Source organism: Candidatus Omnitrophota bacterium (genome assembly GCA_028693815.1).
GTDB lineage: Bacteria > Omnitrophota > Gorgyraeia > Zapsychrales > Aceulaceae > Aceula.
The window spans coordinates 1-16,048 of the sequence record JAQUUP010000005.1; the positions used below are offsets into that span (position 1 = coordinate 1).

Below are 16,048 nucleotides of genomic sequence, written 5' to 3' on the forward strand. Positions count from 1 at the left end.
TTTGGGCAAGACGGTCGACGCGCGAAACAATGTGATCAAGATTTCTTCGAATGGACCATTAAAAGATAAAGCAGATTATGATCTTGTTTCAACAATGAGAGGATCGTTTTGCGTTTTAGGTCCTTTCGTATCAAGGCTGAGACGAGCAAAAGTTTCTTTGCCGGGAGGCTGTGTCATTGGGGTCAGGCCTGTTGATTTGCATCTCAAGGGACTTAAAGCACTGAATGTTAAAATTAAAATTGAAAATGGTTATGTTTTTGCCAAAGCAAAGAATTTAAAAGGTGCGCGTATTTATTTGGGTGGGGTTTTTGGATCGTCGGTTTTAGCAACAGCAAACATTATGATGGCAGCGGTGATGGCTGAAGGAAAAACAATTATTGAGTCTGCTGCTTGTGAGCCAGAAATTGAAGACTTAGCAGATTTCTTGATTAAAATGGGCGCAAAAATAAAAGGACAGGGAACACCACGGCTTATGATCACTGGCGTTAAGAAGCTTCATGGGGCTGACCATCGCATCATTCCTGATCGCATCGAGGCAGGGACGTTTATTCTTTTGGCTGTCGCAACGAGAAGCGATATTGTTGTTCGGGGAGCTTGTTCAAATCATTTGTTAGCTTTGATTGATACTTTGGAAGAGGCGGGTGTTCAGTTTAGTTATACTGACGATGTGATTCGTGTTAAAGCAAAATGCGCCATAACGCCTGTGAGTGTTACAACGTATCCTTACCCTGGTTTTCCAACGGATTTGCAGGCGCAATTTATGGCGCTGATGACACTGACACCGGGTGTCAGTGTCATTACCGATAAAGTGTATCCTGATCGTTTTATCCATATTGCAGAGCTTAATCGCATGGGGGCAAACATTCGTCGAGAAGGCATTAACGGGATTGTCCAAGGGGTTAAGTGTATTTATGGAGCGCCAGTTATGGCCTCTGACTTAAGAGCATCAGCAGCGCTTGTCATTGCTGGATTAGCCGCTAAAGGAAAAACAGAAATTCATCGTATTTATCATCTTGAGAGAGGATATGAGGATTTGGAGAAGAAGCTAGCACAGCTCGGTGCAAGAATTTCACGACAAAAAGAGTAAAAATGATTTTAATGATTGATAATTATGATTCCTTTACTTATAACTTAGTTCAGTATTTTTCAGAATTAGGAGCAGATCTAAAAGTTTTTCGAAACGATAAAATTACGCTTGATCAGATAAAGAAAATGAACCCAAGTCGAATTGTCATTTCTCCGGGGCCAGGCCGACCAGAAGTTGCAGGCATATCTGTTGATTTAATCAAAGAATTTTCATCCCAAATTCCTATTCTTGGTGTTTGCTTAGGTCATCAAGCGATTGGGTTTGCTTTTGGTGGTAAAATTAAGCATGCCAAAAAATTGATGCATGGTAAAACATCTCTTGTTTATCATGACGAAAAAGAAATTTTTAAAGGATTAACTAATCCTTTTGAGGCAACACGATATCATTCTTTGGTGATTGATTCTAAGACGCTTCCAAAGTGCTTAGAGATAACAGCTAAGACACAGGACAAGGAAATCATGGGCATACGGCATAAAAAGTTTCCTCTTTGGGGTGTTCAGTTTCATCCAGAATCAATTTTGACAAAACAAGGCAAGGCTTTGCTCAATAATTTTCTTACTATTTAAATCTATGTACGATTACATTAATAAAATTCAATGCAAGCAAGACTTAACGTCTGAAGAGATGTCCGGCGTGATGCGACGCATTATGACAGGAAATGTTCCCCGGGAAGAATTGTTGGCTTTCTTGTTTGCCTTACGCGAAAAAGGCGCAGGGATTAATGAAATCACAGGCGCGGCAAGGATCATGCGTGAGTTTGCTATTTCGGTTGATACGGACAAGGATGTCGTTTTAGATACCTGCGGAACCGGTGGCGATCGTGCGGGTACCTTTAATATTTCCACCGTCGCGGCGTTTGTGGTGGCAGGCACAGGGTGCGTTGTGGCCAAACATGGCAATCGATCGGTTTCAAGTAAATGCGGTAGCGCGGATGTTCTAGAATATCTTGGAGTCGATATTAATATGAGAGTGGATCGTTTGGCCGAATGTCTTCAAAAGGTGGGCATCGCTTTTTTATTCGCGCAAAATCTTCATCCAGCGATGCGTTATGCCGCTGCGGTGCGTAAGGAGCTCGGCGTTGAAACCATTTTTAATGTCTTGGGTCCATTAACCAATCCGTCAAAAACTACGCATCAAATGATGGGTGTTTATAGCAAAGATTTAGTGGAACCGATGGCATATGTCTTAAAAAATTTAGGACTTAAAAAAGCATTGGTTGTTCATGGAGTTGATGGTCTTGATGAAATTACTACAACTGCCAAAACTTTTGCTAGCGAATTTAATGGAACAGAAGTTGTCAGCTATGTCATTTCTCCGGAAAAATATGGCATTCCATATGCTTCTCTAAAAGATGTTCTCGGTGGCGATCTTGATGTTAACGCCCAAATTCTTCAAGATGTCTTAGGTGGAAAAAATGGTTTTAAACGAGATATTGTTGTCTTAAACGCAGCGCATGCGCTTTATGTTGGTGAAGTAGCTGATTGTGTGGAGCAAGGCATTGAACTTGCCAAGCATTCCATTGATTCAGGTAAAGCTTTAGAGAAGCTAGAGCTTTTAAAGCAGTACACTAATCAATAATGAATGATTTTCTTAGTAAAATTTTATTGCATAAAAAAGAATTGATCTTAAAAAAGAAAGATTTCTTTAATGCTCTTAAAAATAAATTAAAAGATAAAGAGCATTCATGTTATTCTCTTTTTGAAAAAGCGATTTCTTCTCCTGGAAAAATTAGTCTGATCGCTGAAATAAAAAAAGCTTCGCCATCGAGAGGCCTGATTTGCAAAGAATTTAGTGTTTCTGGTCTTGCAAGAAAATATGTTAAAAGTGGCGCTGCGGCAATATCAGTTTTGACAGAAGAAAAATTCTTCTTAGGAAAACCGTCTTATGTTCGAGAGGTCTCTGATCATTTTGCCATTCCTGTTTTAGCCAAAGATTTCTTTATTGATGAATTGCAAGTTTATGAGGCGTTTGCTCAAGGGGCAAGCGCTATTCTTTTGATTGTAGCTATTCTAAAGGATGAAGAGATTACGCATTTGATGAAAATCGCTCACAATCTCGATATGGATTCTCTTGTTGAAGTTCATGATGAAGAGGATCTTAAGCGGGCAGTTGATTTAGGCGCTAAAATTATAGGCGTTAATAATCGCAATCTTAAAACGTTTGAGGTTGATTTTAAGAATTGTGAAACACTTGTTCCAAGAATTCCAAAAGACAGAATCATTGTTGCGGAAAGTGGCATTAAAACGCACGAGGAAATAGAAATATTAAAAGCCTTAAGGGTCGATGCCGTTTTGATTGGAGAAACATTTTTGCGATCGGCTGATGTTGAGACAAAAATTAAGGAGATTATGAATGGGTAGGGTCAAGATTTGCGGCATAACAAATAAAAGAGATGCGCTTTGTGCCAGTTCGTTGGACGCATGGGCATTAGGATTTATTTTTTATAAAAAAAGTTCACGTTATATCAGTCCTCAGGATGCTCAGAACATTATTGAGGCTTTGCCAAAGAATGTTCTGTCGGTTGGTGTCTTTGTTGATGCGCAAAAAGAAGAAATTGACGCTGTTATTAAAGATTGCAGGTTAAAAGTTGTCCAGTTTCATGGCAACGAAACACCTTTGTTTTGTTCTCAATTTAAAGCTGTTAAGACGATTAAGGCTATTCGCATTAAGAGCAAAGAGGATCTTGTAAAAGCTTTAAAATACAAAACAGATTATTTGCTTTTTGATACTTTTCAAAAAGATGCTTTTGGTGGCACAGGCAAAGTTTTTGACTGGGAGATTCTTAAGAGTTCAAAATTAAAGGGAAGAAAGATTGTTCTTTCTGGAGGCCTGAATCCAAAGAATATTGCTGGGGCAATTTCTTCGGTGAAAGCTTATGCGTTTGATGCTTCAAGCGGGGTGGAACGTAGGCCTGGCAAGAAGTGTCAGAGGTTGTTAAAGAAATTTTTTTCAGAAGTAAATATAAAAAATAAACAATAAAAAACTAACAAATTCCCAGCAATATTCAATGCGCTGGGCTTTGTTTATTTTGCATTGTAAATTCTTGAGAGGAGTTGAAAGAATGAGCAAGATCGTTTTTGATATTGAGACTTTTGGACAGGATTTTGATTCTTTAGATGAGAAATCGCAAGAATATTTCTTGAGGTTTGCAAAGACCGATCAAGAAGCTGAGGACGCAAAAAATAGCCTTTCGTTTTATCCTGTGACAGCTCAAATTATTACAATTGGCATGTTGGATGTGGATACCAATAAGAGCTTTGTTTTTTTTCAAAATGACGGAAAAACTCAGAAGATTCAAGAGGATAATGTTGTTTATATTTCGGGAAGCGAAAAAGAAATCTTAGAGCATTTTTGGAAGCTGATGGACAAGGCTAATATTTTTATTACGTTTAATGGGCGCACGTTTGATTGTCCGTTTGTCATGATTCGTTCGGCTATCAACTCTGTGCGGGCGACAAAGGATTTGATGCCGTATCGCTATAAGCAAGGACCGCATGTTGATCTGATGGATCAGCTTACTTTTTATGATGCAATGCGAAGAAAGTTTAGCCTTGATATGTGGTGCAAGGCTTTTGGTATTCAAAGCCCAAAAGAAAAGGGGATAACTGGTCTTGAAGTTAAAGATTTCTTTAAAGATGGCCGCTATATGGATATTGCGCGTTATTGCGCCAGAGATCTTTTGGCGACCAAAGAACTATATATGTATTGGGATAAATACTTAAAGGTATAGGTGTATTTAGATTTTTTCTTTTTCCGATCTTTCCTTGCCTACCTTGTTATTTGCCAAACCATATGCTATATTTTAATTGAGCCGATAAAGGTAAACTCGGGGAAACCCGAGGGCACAAAACCACAGACCTAAGTTGTCTGAAGCACTTTGCGCCCTTTGTCCGGAGTGGCAGAAGGGTAATCGAACCGATTGGGTAGACGTGGATGGCAAGAGGGTGGCTGGGTTACCGAAGAGTAGTAGAATAGAGGAGAAATCCTAGCTTTTGTCGGCTCTTTTTTCTTAAAACTCGCAATTTCCTATAAATGGCGAGATTTTTTATTTTTAGAGCTAAAACTCTCTATAATTCAATAGGTATATCGCAATAATTTTATGCTCAAGACTTGAAATTCTCTTAAAATATGCTATATTTGATACGAAATTCAGTAAGCTATATAAGTTTTTATTCTATTTCATTTATTCTCGCCACGGAAAAAAGTGTAACCTGTTTTTTAAAAATACGGTATAAATTTTTTTCAACTTATGGCCCTTGCGGCAAGCTAATCTAATGAGGAGAAAACCCATGATTGTGTATTTCGAAAAGTCTCAAAAAAGTCTTGCGTCTAAAATTGTATCTATTTTTATTGCTGTTTGTTTTCTTTTAAGCTCTATCGCGCCTAGCTACGCCCAGAGTCTGTCTGCGCTTCCTGTGCCAGGGACGATTGTTAGCCCAACACCCGGATTCTTTCCTGTGTTGGTCAGAGCTTTAGAGATCAACCCAGAGAATCCTTTGCAATTTGGCTTTATTGTAGACAACGGAGACACTGAGTTTCAAGGAGAAGACCTTACCGAAGAAGCCAAGAAGCTGATTCGCTATTTTCTTGCCTGTCTGACAACTCCTGAAGAAGATATGTGGGTCAACCTTTCTCCTTATGAAGAAAACCGTATTGTTTCTGATAATCTCGGCAAAACTCAAATGGGCCGCGACCTTTTAGCTCAAGACTATATTCTAAAGCAATTGACCGCTTCTCTGATTTATCCAGAGGACGAGCTTGGAAAGAAGTTTTGGGACAAGATCTACAAAACAGTTTATGAGAAGTTCGGTACCACAGACATTCCTCTTAATACCTTTAATAAGGTCTGGATTGTCCCAAAGACAGCTAAAGTTTATGAGCATGATAATAGAGTTTTTGTGATTGATAGCAAGCTTGAAGTTATGATGGAAGAGGATTTCCTCGCGCTATCGCGCTCGCGTGAAATGTTAAAAGTGAAAAGTGAAGCGCACGATTCACGCTTCACGAGCGACGCTTCACAAAACAAATTGGCCTCAGATATTGTCCGCGAAATCCTTATTCCAGAGATTGAAAAAGAAGTCAATTCTGGCAAAAACTTTGCTAATCTTCGTCAGATCTATAATGCTATGATCTTAGCGGCTTGGTACAAGAATAACCTTAAAGAGAGCCTTCTAGGCCAGATCTATGTGGATCAGGGAAAGACCAAGGGTATTGAGATTAAAGATACAGATGCCACCCAAAAAATCTACGATCAATACATCGAATCTTTCAAAAAAGGTGTCTACGACTATATAAAGGTAGAGCATGATGCCCAAACAGGCAAAAATATCCCAAGAAAATACTTTTCTGGTGGTGCCACGGCTTTTTCTTCAAGCGGCATTCCGTTAAGAGGTATGGTTCAGAATGTTGTGCCAGCGAGAAGCGATATGGATGCAAATGGTGTCCATGGCCGAAAAGGTGGCGATTTTACAAAAATTGATATTGGGCTTGGTGAGATTGGGGATGTGGAAGGTCAATCCAGCTCCGGCATTGGAAAGCCATCAAGAAAAGATATTGCCGAAAGCGTTGAGAAAGGGATAACGTTTGTTCTCGAAGAAATAGATGCCGGAGGAGAAGTTGATTTATCTGAGACATTGCGTGGAATGGGATTTGCGACATCATCTGATGCGGAGAGCCTGAGATTTTTTTTGGAAAACCGCTGGACGGTTTCTTTGGGTTCCTGGGAGATGATGGATATTGATCAGACTACTGGTCACATGGTTGTTAATTTAGTAAAGGCTAGTTTTGCCAGCTCGGGTATTCTGACTGTTGATGATTTTATGAATGATATCATTTCAATTATTGGATCTGCAATGTCAGATTTAGAAGGAGTGCATCGTATTTATATTTCTCCAAAAGGAAGCGGCTCTGGGTGGAATTTCTTATCTGTTGAAGAATTTAAAAAGGTAATGGCAAAAGATTTTTCTGGGGTTGGAAATGTTTTAAGTTTGATGTCTAGCCTTGATGTTGGTTTGCTATACGGAAAATCAATTTTTGTTCAATTATCAGAAGGTGAGAATAGATACTTAGCTTCTTATAATGGCAAGAAAATGCCTGGAGATGTAACAATCCAAGAAGCACTTAACAAAAAAGTTCAAGACCTTAACAATCTTCGCAAGTTGGGAGTTGAAGTGACTCAAACCCCACCCACCGCTGCAGCGATCTCATTGCTAAAAACTCCTAGTGATGTTGTAGCATCTGCGGTTGAAGAATATGGCATGTTTCTGCAGAATACTTCAGGAAGATTTGAGGGAGACGATCAAAATACCCCATATCGTGATACTGATGAAAAAATTCGATGGCCTGAAGGTAAATGGCCTTTGTACATTTTCTTAGGGGATTTAACGGCCAATGGGTTGGGGCTTCGTCTTAATGACGAAAAGACAGCTTATGTGGGTGTTCAGTTGGGATCTTATGGAACGTGGACAGATAATTTTCAGGATATTTTCATTCCAGTTGAGATTAAAGTCGTGTCTTCAGGGCTAAAAACTTATCACGATGTCGTAAGTTATTTAAGTGGGCAAGAAGGGGTAAACTTTGATAATATTTTCGGAAAATTTGGTGACGAGAAGATCCCTTATAAGGATTGGGGATCTTATAGTTCTCAGTTGCCATCGGAAATCTTTGCGATTGGAAGAGAGGGCTACGTGTTTCAAAAAGGTCCTGATGGGTATGAGCCAACAGATAGCCCAGGTGATTTCGATGAGCCGGCTGATCCCCTTAAGCAATTGCCAACGGCTACTAGAGCCTCTTCAGACATAAAGACTGATACTAAGCCTTTTGGAGGTGGAAAAATTTTATTTAGCCGTTTTGATCCTCGAGCAAAGGAAACGGTTCATGAGTTTGGGTTTCCTGGCCATGATCCTGATTGGACGTTTAAAGAGTCTGGAAACACTGTTTATGACTCTTCTGCTGAGATTATAGATAGAAGAAACGCATTATTAGGAGGAAAAAAATCCAGCTCAAATGTTACCAATCGTTTGCAACTCGAGAACGCCATTAGACAATTTATCGTTACAGTTGTCAGAAAAGCATCAATTGATTCAATTAGTCAGATTCATATTGATAAAACACCAGTAGGAAATGGTGTGGAGCCTGGGGATTTTATATGGATTCAATCTCGTGTCGAGGAAGCTTATGGAGTTTCTGTTGGCGAGGAGTTTTCAATTTTACCAGTAAGAAATCTTGTTGATTTTGTTGAGAAAGAAAGCCCGATCCTTATTTCTCAAAGAATCATTGAAGATCCTTCTGTTCAGGTTCGCATGATCGATGCTAAAAGGCCACTTGATACAGACCAGATTGAAAAATTGGCATTTGGTGGACAGATTACAAGCCTTTATTCTCCTAAAGAGGAAAAGACATTGCATATTTTGGTTCAAGGAGTTGGAGGGACTCGTGGCGTTGTAAGAGCGTATGTAGAAAACGGGAATACTGTAGACTCTAATGTTACGCTGTATAATCCATCTGAAGACGCAATTCTTCTTAGAGGTTTTAGAGTCTTTGAAGAGATTCGTTTTGCTTTAGTGAAAAATGGACTTGGTGATGCGATGATGGGAAAACATTATCCTAATAATCAAGTTTCGTCAAATACTGGTGGTATTAATCTTGATGCTGGGCTTTTGGATCTTCAAATTGAACGCGATGGAAACGGTATGCCTTTGCCATTTGCGCAACAACCGCTTGGAATAATGAATATCCAAGGATTTTCATTTTATATTATGAGTGTCACAAATGTTCCGAGCATGCTTTTGATTTCAGGGTTGGTGCCTAATAATCAGGATGAGAAAACCGTCTCAGCTGAAAGCACGTTTGAACAAGCGTTGGTTGAAAAGAAGTTCCGATTTGTAGCAGATGACCCACGCAGAATATGTGCTTAACCAAATTCAACCTACGAGGTTGAACGCGGCATCATATTAAGCAGGTATTTATTGAATATTTGTTACCCACGAAGAGTTAGTTTTCTAAGCTAACGGGTAGTAGGTGTAAGAGGGGCCCCCGAAAATTCGGGGGCCCTTTTTTTTGGCTCAACAAGGCAAGTTATGCTAATAAACCAAATTCAACCTACGAGGTTGAATGCGGTTATTCTAAGGTTTTAGCCTAAAAATAAATTTGGCTAGATATCCTTTTATGATATAATGCCATTCATGAGCGAGAAATTAATTCGTATTTATAAGAAATTTCATGTTGATGAAGTCAAAGAGCATGTATTGGTTTGTGGTGATTTGTCGGCTAATTGTTCAAAATGCAATGCCGTTGGCATTAAGACTAACGCAGACAAATGTCCTGAATGTGCAACAAAGTTTAAGTATGTGACCTTCCGAAATGTTAGAGGCAATATGCCAAAGATTCATAAGCTGATTGATGAAAGATCAGATCTAGTTTTTATTGATTATGATGATTTTAATCGTGCGACAGGATCTTTAAAGATCGAAGGATTATTTAATGACTAAACTGATTCAGGCAACCGAATTCAACCTACGAGGTTGAACGCGGTTAAAAAAGATAATATGATGACACATGACAACATTACGTAAAAATCCTTTAGTTAAAGGGAAGATTTATCATATTTTTAATCGAAGCATTGCTAAGTTTGTTATTTTTAATGATGAAAAGGAATTTGCGCGCATGCTTGAAACAGTAAAATATTATCAGTCAAAAGACTGCGGGGACAGTTTGTCACATTTTATAAAAATGAAAGAGTCCGAAGCTGTTAATCGTCAGAATAAAATAAAAATTAAGTTGCTTTCTGATAAGCTTGTCGATATTATAGCTTTTTGTTTAATGCCAACCCATGTCCATTTTGTTTTAAAGCAGCTTAAAGATGGTGGTATTTCAATTTTTATGAGCAATATCCAAAATAGCTATACTCGATTCTTTAATCTTAGACATCAGCGAAAAGGTCCACTCTGGGAAGGAAGATTTAAGAGTGTTTTAGTTGAAGATGATGAGCAGCTGCTTCATTTAACGCGATATGTTCATCTTAATCCGGTTACAGCCGGCTTGGTCGAAAAGCCAAAGGATTGGTTTGCGTCCTCTTATAAGCAATATTTAAAACAAGGCGTGGCAGATTTCTCAATGTGCAACTTTTCTGATATTTTGGATATTGATTCGGGCAGCTATCAAGAATTTGTTAATGACCAAATTTCCTATCAAAGGGATTTGGCAGGAATTAAACATTTAGTTTTTGATTAGAAAGATCGAATTCAACCTACGAGGTTAAACGCGGTTTAAGTATGGCTTAAAAGACCGAATTCAACCTACGAGGTTAAATGCGGTTATAAGCAAGAAAATGGTAAATAATTATGATCGATAAAAAACGCCTAATTAAGTTGACTCAAGAAGTCTTGCAGATTAATTCTGAAAATCCTCCGGGAAATGAGCTTGCCCTTTCAAAATTTATTGAAAAAGATATGCGGTCTTTGGGTCTTAGCGTGAAAACTTATACATTTGCAAAGGCACGTCCAAATGTTGTGGCTATTTTAAAAGGAAAAAATCGCAAACTTGCGGCAAAAAGATCTATTTTGATTACGCCGCATTTTGATACTGTGCCTGCTGGCAAGGGATGGAAATTTGGTCCGTTTTCAGGACAAATTAAAAACGGACGCATTTATGGGCGAGGCGCTTCGGATGACAAAGGAAACTTAGCCTGTGCGATGGAAGCGATGCGTAGCTTGGTTGAGGATAAAGTTAGTTTTAATTATGATATTATTTTTGCAGCAACAGTTGACGAAGAAACTGGTAGCAAAAAAGGCATTATTCCGCTTATTGAAAAAGGTATCATAAAACCAGAAGTGGCGCTCGTGCTTGATTCGGATGAATTTTATTCTATTGTGGCGCAAAAGGGATTGATGCATATGCTTATTCAAGTTTTTGGAAAGAAAGCACACGGAGCTTATAATTGGCGTGGGATCAATGCCATCGAGATTGCCTCAAAAATTATTCAAGATTTAAAAGCACTAGAGTTTCGCTATAAAAAGCATGAATTTTTGCGGCCGCCAACGATTAATATTGGGACAATTCAGGGTGGAGATAAGGTGAACATGGTTGCTGATTTTTGTGAATTTTCTTGTGATTTTCGTTTTTTGCCAGGAATGAAGCATCAAGAAATTCTTAAAGATGTTAAATCTATTGTCTCGCATCATGCAAAAAGATCAAAGATGATTATTGATGATCTTCAGATGCCGTATGAGATCGATCCAAATCATGACTTAGTTAAGCTTTATAGTCAAAGTTGCAAAAAAATGAAAAGGCCTGCAATTCTAAAAGGGAGCGAAGGCGCGACGGTAATTACGTTTTTTCAGAAAAAAAAGATTCCTGCGATTGCGACAGGATATGGAAGTACTAAGACCGCCCATTCGACCGATGAATATGCCGAAGTCAAAAAACTCTACGATGGAGCAAGGGTGTTAGAACAATTTTTAAAGGATTTTGATACGCGATGAAAAAAATAATTATTTTTTTAATTTTATTTGTCATGTGCGCTGTATCTGCTTTTGCGCAAGCATCAGATTCTTCTTATGATCAATTTAACGGAGAACAGATCACCTATTGGATCAAAAGTTTGGGTGTCAACCAAGGGGATGCGACGCTTTCGTTTGATGGAACCGCGACGATTAATGGGCAGGAAGTCTATCTTTTGACATTCAAGGCTACAGCGAGGAATTTCTTGGATGTTGAAAAGATTTATGCTGATAAAAAAGATTTTTATCCGGTTCGTGTTGAACGTGATCTTAATATTTGGGGTTCGAAAGAAAAGATAACAGAATCTTATGATCAGACAAAATTTATTGTTACTGTTGAAAAGAGAACAGAAAGCAGTCCTAATCCAGAAAAGACGGTGATTAAAAAAGAAGGAAGGATTGACAACATCTATTGTTTTATTTATCGATTTCGAAAAAACAAGATTTTTGATATTGGAAATTCGTTTAAAATGAATTTGCCGACAAAGGATGTTTCGATTAAAATAGCAAAGAAAACAAATCTTAAAATTGATGGAAAAAGTTACGAGACGTATTATTTGCACACTGTTCCGACACAGTATCAGCTTTGGTTTGACACTTTAGATGATGTGATTCCGCTTAGGATCGACAAGCCAGCCGTGTTCGGAGGAACATCAATGGTGATGACGGGATATAAGAAAAACTAGAGTTTATAGAGTTTATAGGGTTAGTAGCGTTTATGGTATTAACGCAACAAACCCAACAAACCCAACAAACTAACAAATACAACAAACTTGTTTTATTATGATACAACCTAATAAAAGCGGACATTTTGAGGAGTTTGGAGGACGCTTTGTTCCTGAGACGTTAATGTCGTTAGTTGTGGATTTAGAAAAGACATTGAATGCTCTTCGAAAAGATAAGAAATTCAAGAAAGAATTTGATTTTTATCTTACGAATTATGCAGGCCGGCCAACCAATTTATATTTTGCTTCTCGCTTAAGCGAAAAACTAAAACCATTAAAAGTTTATCTGAAGCGTGAAGATCTTCTTCATACGGGCGCTCATAAAATAAACAACACTCTTGGGCAGATCTTAGTCGCACGGTCTATGAAAAAAACGCGCATTATTGCCGAGACCGGAGCCGGTCAGCATGGAGTGGCTACGGCGACAGCTGCGGCCCTTTTTGGTTTGAAGTGTGATGTGTATATGGGCGCAAAAGATGTTGAGCGTCAGGCCTTAAACGTTTTTCGAATGAAACTTTTAGGAGCAAATGTTATTCCAGTAACAAGCGGAACGCAAACTCTTAAAGATGCGATGAATGAAGCTATTCGTGATTGGGTGACGAATGTTGAAAATACTTTTTATATTATCGGTTCTGTGGCAGGGCCTCATCCGTATCCTACGATGGTGCGTGAATTTCAGAAAATTATTGGTGTTGAGGCACGTAAGCAATTTTTGGCTAAAGAGAAAAAACTTCCTGATTATTTGCTTGCTTGTGTTGGCGGTGGCTCTAATGCGATGGGACTTTTTTATCCATTCTTTGATGATCAAAAAGTGAAGATGATTGGTGTTGAGGCAGCAGGTTTGGGGCTAAATACTGATAAGCATTCTGCTGCTGTTATCAAAGGGGAGATCGGGGTTTTGCATGGAAGTAAAAGCAAGCTTTTGCAAACGCCTGACGGACAAATTCGAGAAGTTCACTCGATTGCCGCTGGCCTTGATTATCCTGGCGTTGGCCCTGAGCATGCTTATTATAAGAAAATAGGACGTGCTGAGTATGTTGGTGTTGATGATAAGCAAGCAATTAAGGGATTGAAATTACTTTGTGAAACAGAGGGTATTATTCCAGCGCTTGAAAGCGCACATGCCATTGGATATTTAGAAAAATTAGCCAAGAAGGTCAAACGTAAGTCAAGTGTGGTTGTTTGTTTGTCTGGGCGTGGGGATAAGGACGTACACGAGCTCAAGGGAATTATTTGAAGAAACCCCACGTCGCTGAGAATCGCCCCTGGGGTAATAGTCAAGAATCAAGACAATTGAAACCCCGATGCCCTTCGGGCACGGGGTAAATTCGCGCTAGATGACTTGACGCTCCTTTTAGTCGCGCAAGTCATGCGCTCATTTAAAGATGTTCATGAGTTGAGGGAAATAATTTGAGAAAATTAATGTCGCTAAAAGATGTTTCTAGGGATTGTGAAAAACCGCGTTTAACCCCGCGGGTTAAACGCGGTTACTAGCGCTTATGTAAAATTGGAGCTCACTTATGAATCGTATTGATCAAAAATTTAAAAGTTTAAGTAAGCAGAAGAAAAAAGCGTTTATTGCTTTTATTACGGCAGGAGATCCAAACTTAAAAACAACCGAAGAGTTGGTGTTGGCTTTTGAAAAATCTGGAGTTGATATCGTTGAGCTTGGGGTGCCGTTTTCTGATCCTTTGGCAGATGGGCCAACCATTCAAGAAGCTTCTTATCGGGCGCTTAAAAATAAGGTCAGCATTATAAAAATTCTTGATTCGGTTAAAAGGATTCGAAAAGTTTCTGAGATTCCAATTTGTTTAATGACGTATTATAATCCTGTATTTCATTTTGGGGATACAAAATTTGTCGCGCAGGCAAAAGCGGCAGGTGTTGATGGTGTTATTATTCCTGATCTTCCGCCGGAGGAGGCCTCTGAATTGATTCAAGAGGCGCGAAAAAAGGATTTTTCAACAATCTTCTTTTTATCACCAACAACAAAAAAAGAGCGTATCAGCATTATCGAAAAAGCTTCGAGTGGGTTTATTTATTATGTTTCGATCGCAGGGGTGACTGGCGCACGCAAGGCTTTGCCTAAGAATTTAAAAGAAAATTTAAAGAAAATAAAGCGTTCAATCAAAAAGCCACTATGCGTTGGGTTTGGCATTTCTAACGCACAACAAGCAAAAGAAATTTCAAAGTGCTGTGATGGTGTTATTGTCGGAAGCGCGATCATCAAAGAGATTATAAAGAATAAGGGCAAAAAGAATTTAGTTTCAAATGTTACCCGTTTTGTGAGTAGCCTTTCTGCAGCTATTAAATAGTATTCGATAGCGTAAAAAAATCATTGAACAAATCAATAAAGGATTAATTAAAATGTATAAACGAACAGATTTAAAGAATAAGTTGAGAGTGATCACACACGAGATGAAAGATCGAAATAGTGTTACTATCGGTCTTTGGGCAGGGGTTGGTGGTCGCTATGAGCACGACGAGAACAAAGGGGCAGCACATTTTTTAGAACACATTCTTTTTAAGGGAACAAAGAATTATCGATGCGAAGCCATTAAAGAAGAGATTGAAGGCATTGGCGGAAGCCTCAATGCGTTTACTTCTGAGGAATGCACATGTTATTTTGCTAAAGTTCCATCTAAAAATGCTGTTAAGACGTTTGATGTTTTATCAGATATGATGATTCAGCCTTTGATTCAAAAAAAGGATGTTGACAAAGAACGCGGTGTTATCTTAGAAGAAATTAAAATGTATCATGATCTTCCTCAGCATTTGGTTCAAGATCTTTTAGATGCGCTTCTTTGGCCAGGTCATCCATTGGGACAAAATATTGCAGGAAGTCTTAAATCTGTGGGGGCGATGAGTTATCAGGATTTAAGGGATTTTCACAAGAATTATTATATTTCATCAAATATTGTTGTCTCTGTGTGTGGCGATATGACGCATAGCAAGGTTCTTAAGTTAGTTGAAAAGAAGTTTGAAGGCGTAATTCGAAGTGGAAATATCTTGTGTCAGAAGGTAAAAAAAACAGAGACAGGGCCAAAGGTAAAGTTTTTTAAAAAAGATATTGAGCAGATGCATCTTGCGCTTGGTGTTTTAGGCTTTGAGCGTGAGCATAAGGATCGATATGCTCTGGGTGTTTTGAATGTGATTTTAGGTGGCAATATGTCGAGTCGTCTTTTTAATGAAGTGCGTGAAAAAAGAGGGCTTGCATATTCAATTTCTTCTGGAGCTAAGTTCTTAAAAGATACGGGTGCCTTTATTGTGCGTGGTGGTGTTCACAACGAAAAGATTGTTGATGCTGTGGATGTTATCTTAAGGGAATTGAAAAAAATTAGTTTAAAAAAAATTGGTACTAGCGAGTTTAAGCGGGCGAAAGATTATCTTTTAGGCCAAACTCTTTTGAGCCTTGAAGATACAGCCGAACATATGTTCTGGTTAGGAGAATCTATTGTTTCAACAAATAAGGTTGAGACTTTGGAAGGTGCGATTAAAAGAGTAAAAAGCGTTACCATGGAAGATGTGCAAAGAGTCGCAAAGACTCTTTTTAAGAAAAATCGCATGAATTTGGCTATTGTTGGGCCGATCAGAAAAGATCAAGAGCAAAAAATTCAGTCTTTGCTTGGAATCTAAATCTTTAGACTTTTTAAAGTGTTTTTTTCCTAAAAATGTTGACTAATCCATAAGTTATCCATCTGCAATGACTTACATCTCAAGGAAAACTCTCAAAAAGT

General features: G+C 38.6%; 14 protein-coding genes and 1 riboswitch. All 14 genes read left to right on the plus strand.

Annotated elements, in window-relative coordinates; genetic code table 11:
- A partial coding sequence (gene murA, locus PHY73_02620) for a UDP-N-acetylglucosamine 1-carboxyvinyltransferase (GenBank protein ID MDD3374600.1) occupies positions 1 to 1,087 on the plus strand: 1,087 nt, incomplete at its 5' end.
- 2 nt (positions 1,088 to 1,089) lie between these two features.
- Positions 1,090 to 1,653: an aminodeoxychorismate/anthranilate synthase component II gene (locus tag PHY73_02625; GenBank protein MDD3374601.1), complete on the plus strand. Its 564-nt coding sequence runs from the start codon at positions 1,090 to 1,092 to the stop codon at positions 1,651 to 1,653.
- A 4-nt stretch (positions 1,654 to 1,657) separates the two neighbouring features.
- Positions 1,658 to 2,665, plus strand: coding sequence for an anthranilate phosphoribosyltransferase (gene trpD, locus PHY73_02630; GenBank protein ID MDD3374602.1), 1,008 nt, complete (start codon positions 1,658 to 1,660; stop codon positions 2,663 to 2,665).
- On the plus strand, positions 2,665 to 3,447 hold the full coding sequence (gene trpC, locus PHY73_02635) for an indole-3-glycerol phosphate synthase TrpC (GenBank protein MDD3374603.1): 783 nt from the start codon (positions 2,665 to 2,667) through the stop codon (positions 3,445 to 3,447). The genes trpD and trpC overlap by 1 nt, the downstream gene beginning before the upstream one ends.
- The gene (locus PHY73_02640) at positions 3,440 to 4,066 is read left to right on the plus strand and encodes a phosphoribosylanthranilate isomerase (GenBank protein MDD3374604.1); all 627 of its coding nucleotides are present in this window, start codon (positions 3,440 to 3,442) and stop codon (positions 4,064 to 4,066) included. Before trpC ends, PHY73_02640 begins: the two co-directional genes overlap by 8 nt.
- Before the next feature lie 82 nt (positions 4,067 to 4,148).
- Complete coding sequence (locus PHY73_02645) at positions 4,149 to 4,817, plus strand: ribonuclease H-like domain-containing protein (GenBank protein ID MDD3374605.1); 669 nt, start codon at positions 4,149 to 4,151, stop codon at positions 4,815 to 4,817.
- Between the two features lie 79 nt (positions 4,818 to 4,896).
- Positions 4,897 to 5,048, plus strand: a riboswitch (cyclic di-GMP riboswitch).
- Between the two features lie 328 nt (positions 5,049 to 5,376).
- Positions 5,377 to 9,003 (plus strand): hypothetical protein, encoded by a 3,627-nt coding sequence (locus PHY73_02650; GenBank protein ID MDD3374606.1) that lies wholly within the window; start codon positions 5,377 to 5,379, stop codon positions 9,001 to 9,003.
- 267 nt (positions 9,004 to 9,270) lie between these two features.
- The gene (locus PHY73_02655) at positions 9,271 to 9,576 is read left to right on the plus strand and encodes a hypothetical protein (protein ID MDD3374607.1); all 306 of its coding nucleotides are present in this window, start codon (positions 9,271 to 9,273) and stop codon (positions 9,574 to 9,576) included.
- 67 nt (positions 9,577 to 9,643) lie between these two features.
- Positions 9,644 to 10,318 carry a transposase gene (locus PHY73_02660; GenBank protein MDD3374608.1) on the plus strand — a complete coding sequence of 225 codons (675 nt, stop codon included), beginning with the start codon at positions 9,644 to 9,646 and terminating at the stop codon, positions 10,316 to 10,318.
- Between the two features lie 110 nt (positions 10,319 to 10,428).
- Positions 10,429 to 11,568 (plus strand): M20 family metallopeptidase, encoded by a 1,140-nt coding sequence (locus PHY73_02665; GenBank protein ID MDD3374609.1) that lies wholly within the window; start codon positions 10,429 to 10,431, stop codon positions 11,566 to 11,568.
- Positions 11,565 to 12,272 carry a DUF3108 domain-containing protein gene (locus PHY73_02670; protein ID MDD3374610.1) on the plus strand — a complete coding sequence of 236 codons (708 nt, stop codon included), beginning with the start codon at positions 11,565 to 11,567 and terminating at the stop codon, positions 12,270 to 12,272. Before PHY73_02665 ends, PHY73_02670 begins: the two co-directional genes overlap by 4 nt.
- Before the next feature lie 97 nt (positions 12,273 to 12,369).
- Positions 12,370 to 13,548, plus strand: a complete 1,179-nt coding sequence (trpB, locus tag PHY73_02675; GenBank protein MDD3374611.1) for a tryptophan synthase subunit beta — start codon at positions 12,370 to 12,372, stop codon at positions 13,546 to 13,548.
- 283 nt (positions 13,549 to 13,831) lie between these two features.
- Positions 13,832 to 14,626 carry a tryptophan synthase subunit alpha gene (trpA, locus tag PHY73_02680; protein ID MDD3374612.1) on the plus strand — a complete coding sequence of 265 codons (795 nt, stop codon included), beginning with the start codon at positions 13,832 to 13,834 and terminating at the stop codon, positions 14,624 to 14,626.
- A gap of 52 nt (positions 14,627 to 14,678) precedes the next feature.
- A complete protein-coding gene (locus PHY73_02685; protein ID MDD3374613.1) occupies positions 14,679 to 15,947 on the plus strand; it encodes a pitrilysin family protein in 1,269 nt (422 codons plus the stop codon).
- The last annotated feature ends 101 nt before the right edge of the window (positions 15,948 to 16,048 follow it).

Coding starts and splice junctions, on each gene's coding strand:
- PHY73_02625 (MDD3374601.1), top strand. CDS start 1,090: ATGATTTTAATGATTGATAATTATGATTCCTTTACTTATAACTTAGTT.
- trpD (MDD3374602.1), top strand. CDS start 1,658: ATGTACGATTACATTAATAAAATTCAATGCAAGCAAGACTTAACGTCT.
- trpC (MDD3374603.1), top strand. CDS start 2,665: ATGAATGATTTTCTTAGTAAAATTTTATTGCATAAAAAAGAATTGATC.
- PHY73_02640 (MDD3374604.1), top strand. CDS start 3,440: ATGGGTAGGGTCAAGATTTGCGGCATAACAAATAAAAGAGATGCGCTT.
- PHY73_02645 (MDD3374605.1), top strand. CDS start 4,149: ATGAGCAAGATCGTTTTTGATATTGAGACTTTTGGACAGGATTTTGAT.
- PHY73_02650 (MDD3374606.1), top strand. CDS start 5,377: ATGATTGTGTATTTCGAAAAGTCTCAAAAAAGTCTTGCGTCTAAAATT.
- PHY73_02655 (MDD3374607.1), top strand. CDS start 9,271: ATGAGCGAGAAATTAATTCGTATTTATAAGAAATTTCATGTTGATGAA.
- PHY73_02660 (MDD3374608.1), top strand. CDS start 9,644: ATGACAACATTACGTAAAAATCCTTTAGTTAAAGGGAAGATTTATCAT.
- PHY73_02665 (MDD3374609.1), top strand. CDS start 10,429: ATGATCGATAAAAAACGCCTAATTAAGTTGACTCAAGAAGTCTTGCAG.
- PHY73_02670 (MDD3374610.1), top strand. CDS start 11,565: ATGAAAAAAATAATTATTTTTTTAATTTTATTTGTCATGTGCGCTGTA.
- trpB (MDD3374611.1), top strand. CDS start 12,370: ATGATACAACCTAATAAAAGCGGACATTTTGAGGAGTTTGGAGGACGC.
- trpA (MDD3374612.1), top strand. CDS start 13,832: ATGAATCGTATTGATCAAAAATTTAAAAGTTTAAGTAAGCAGAAGAAA.
- PHY73_02685 (MDD3374613.1), top strand. CDS start 14,679: ATGTATAAACGAACAGATTTAAAGAATAAGTTGAGAGTGATCACACAC.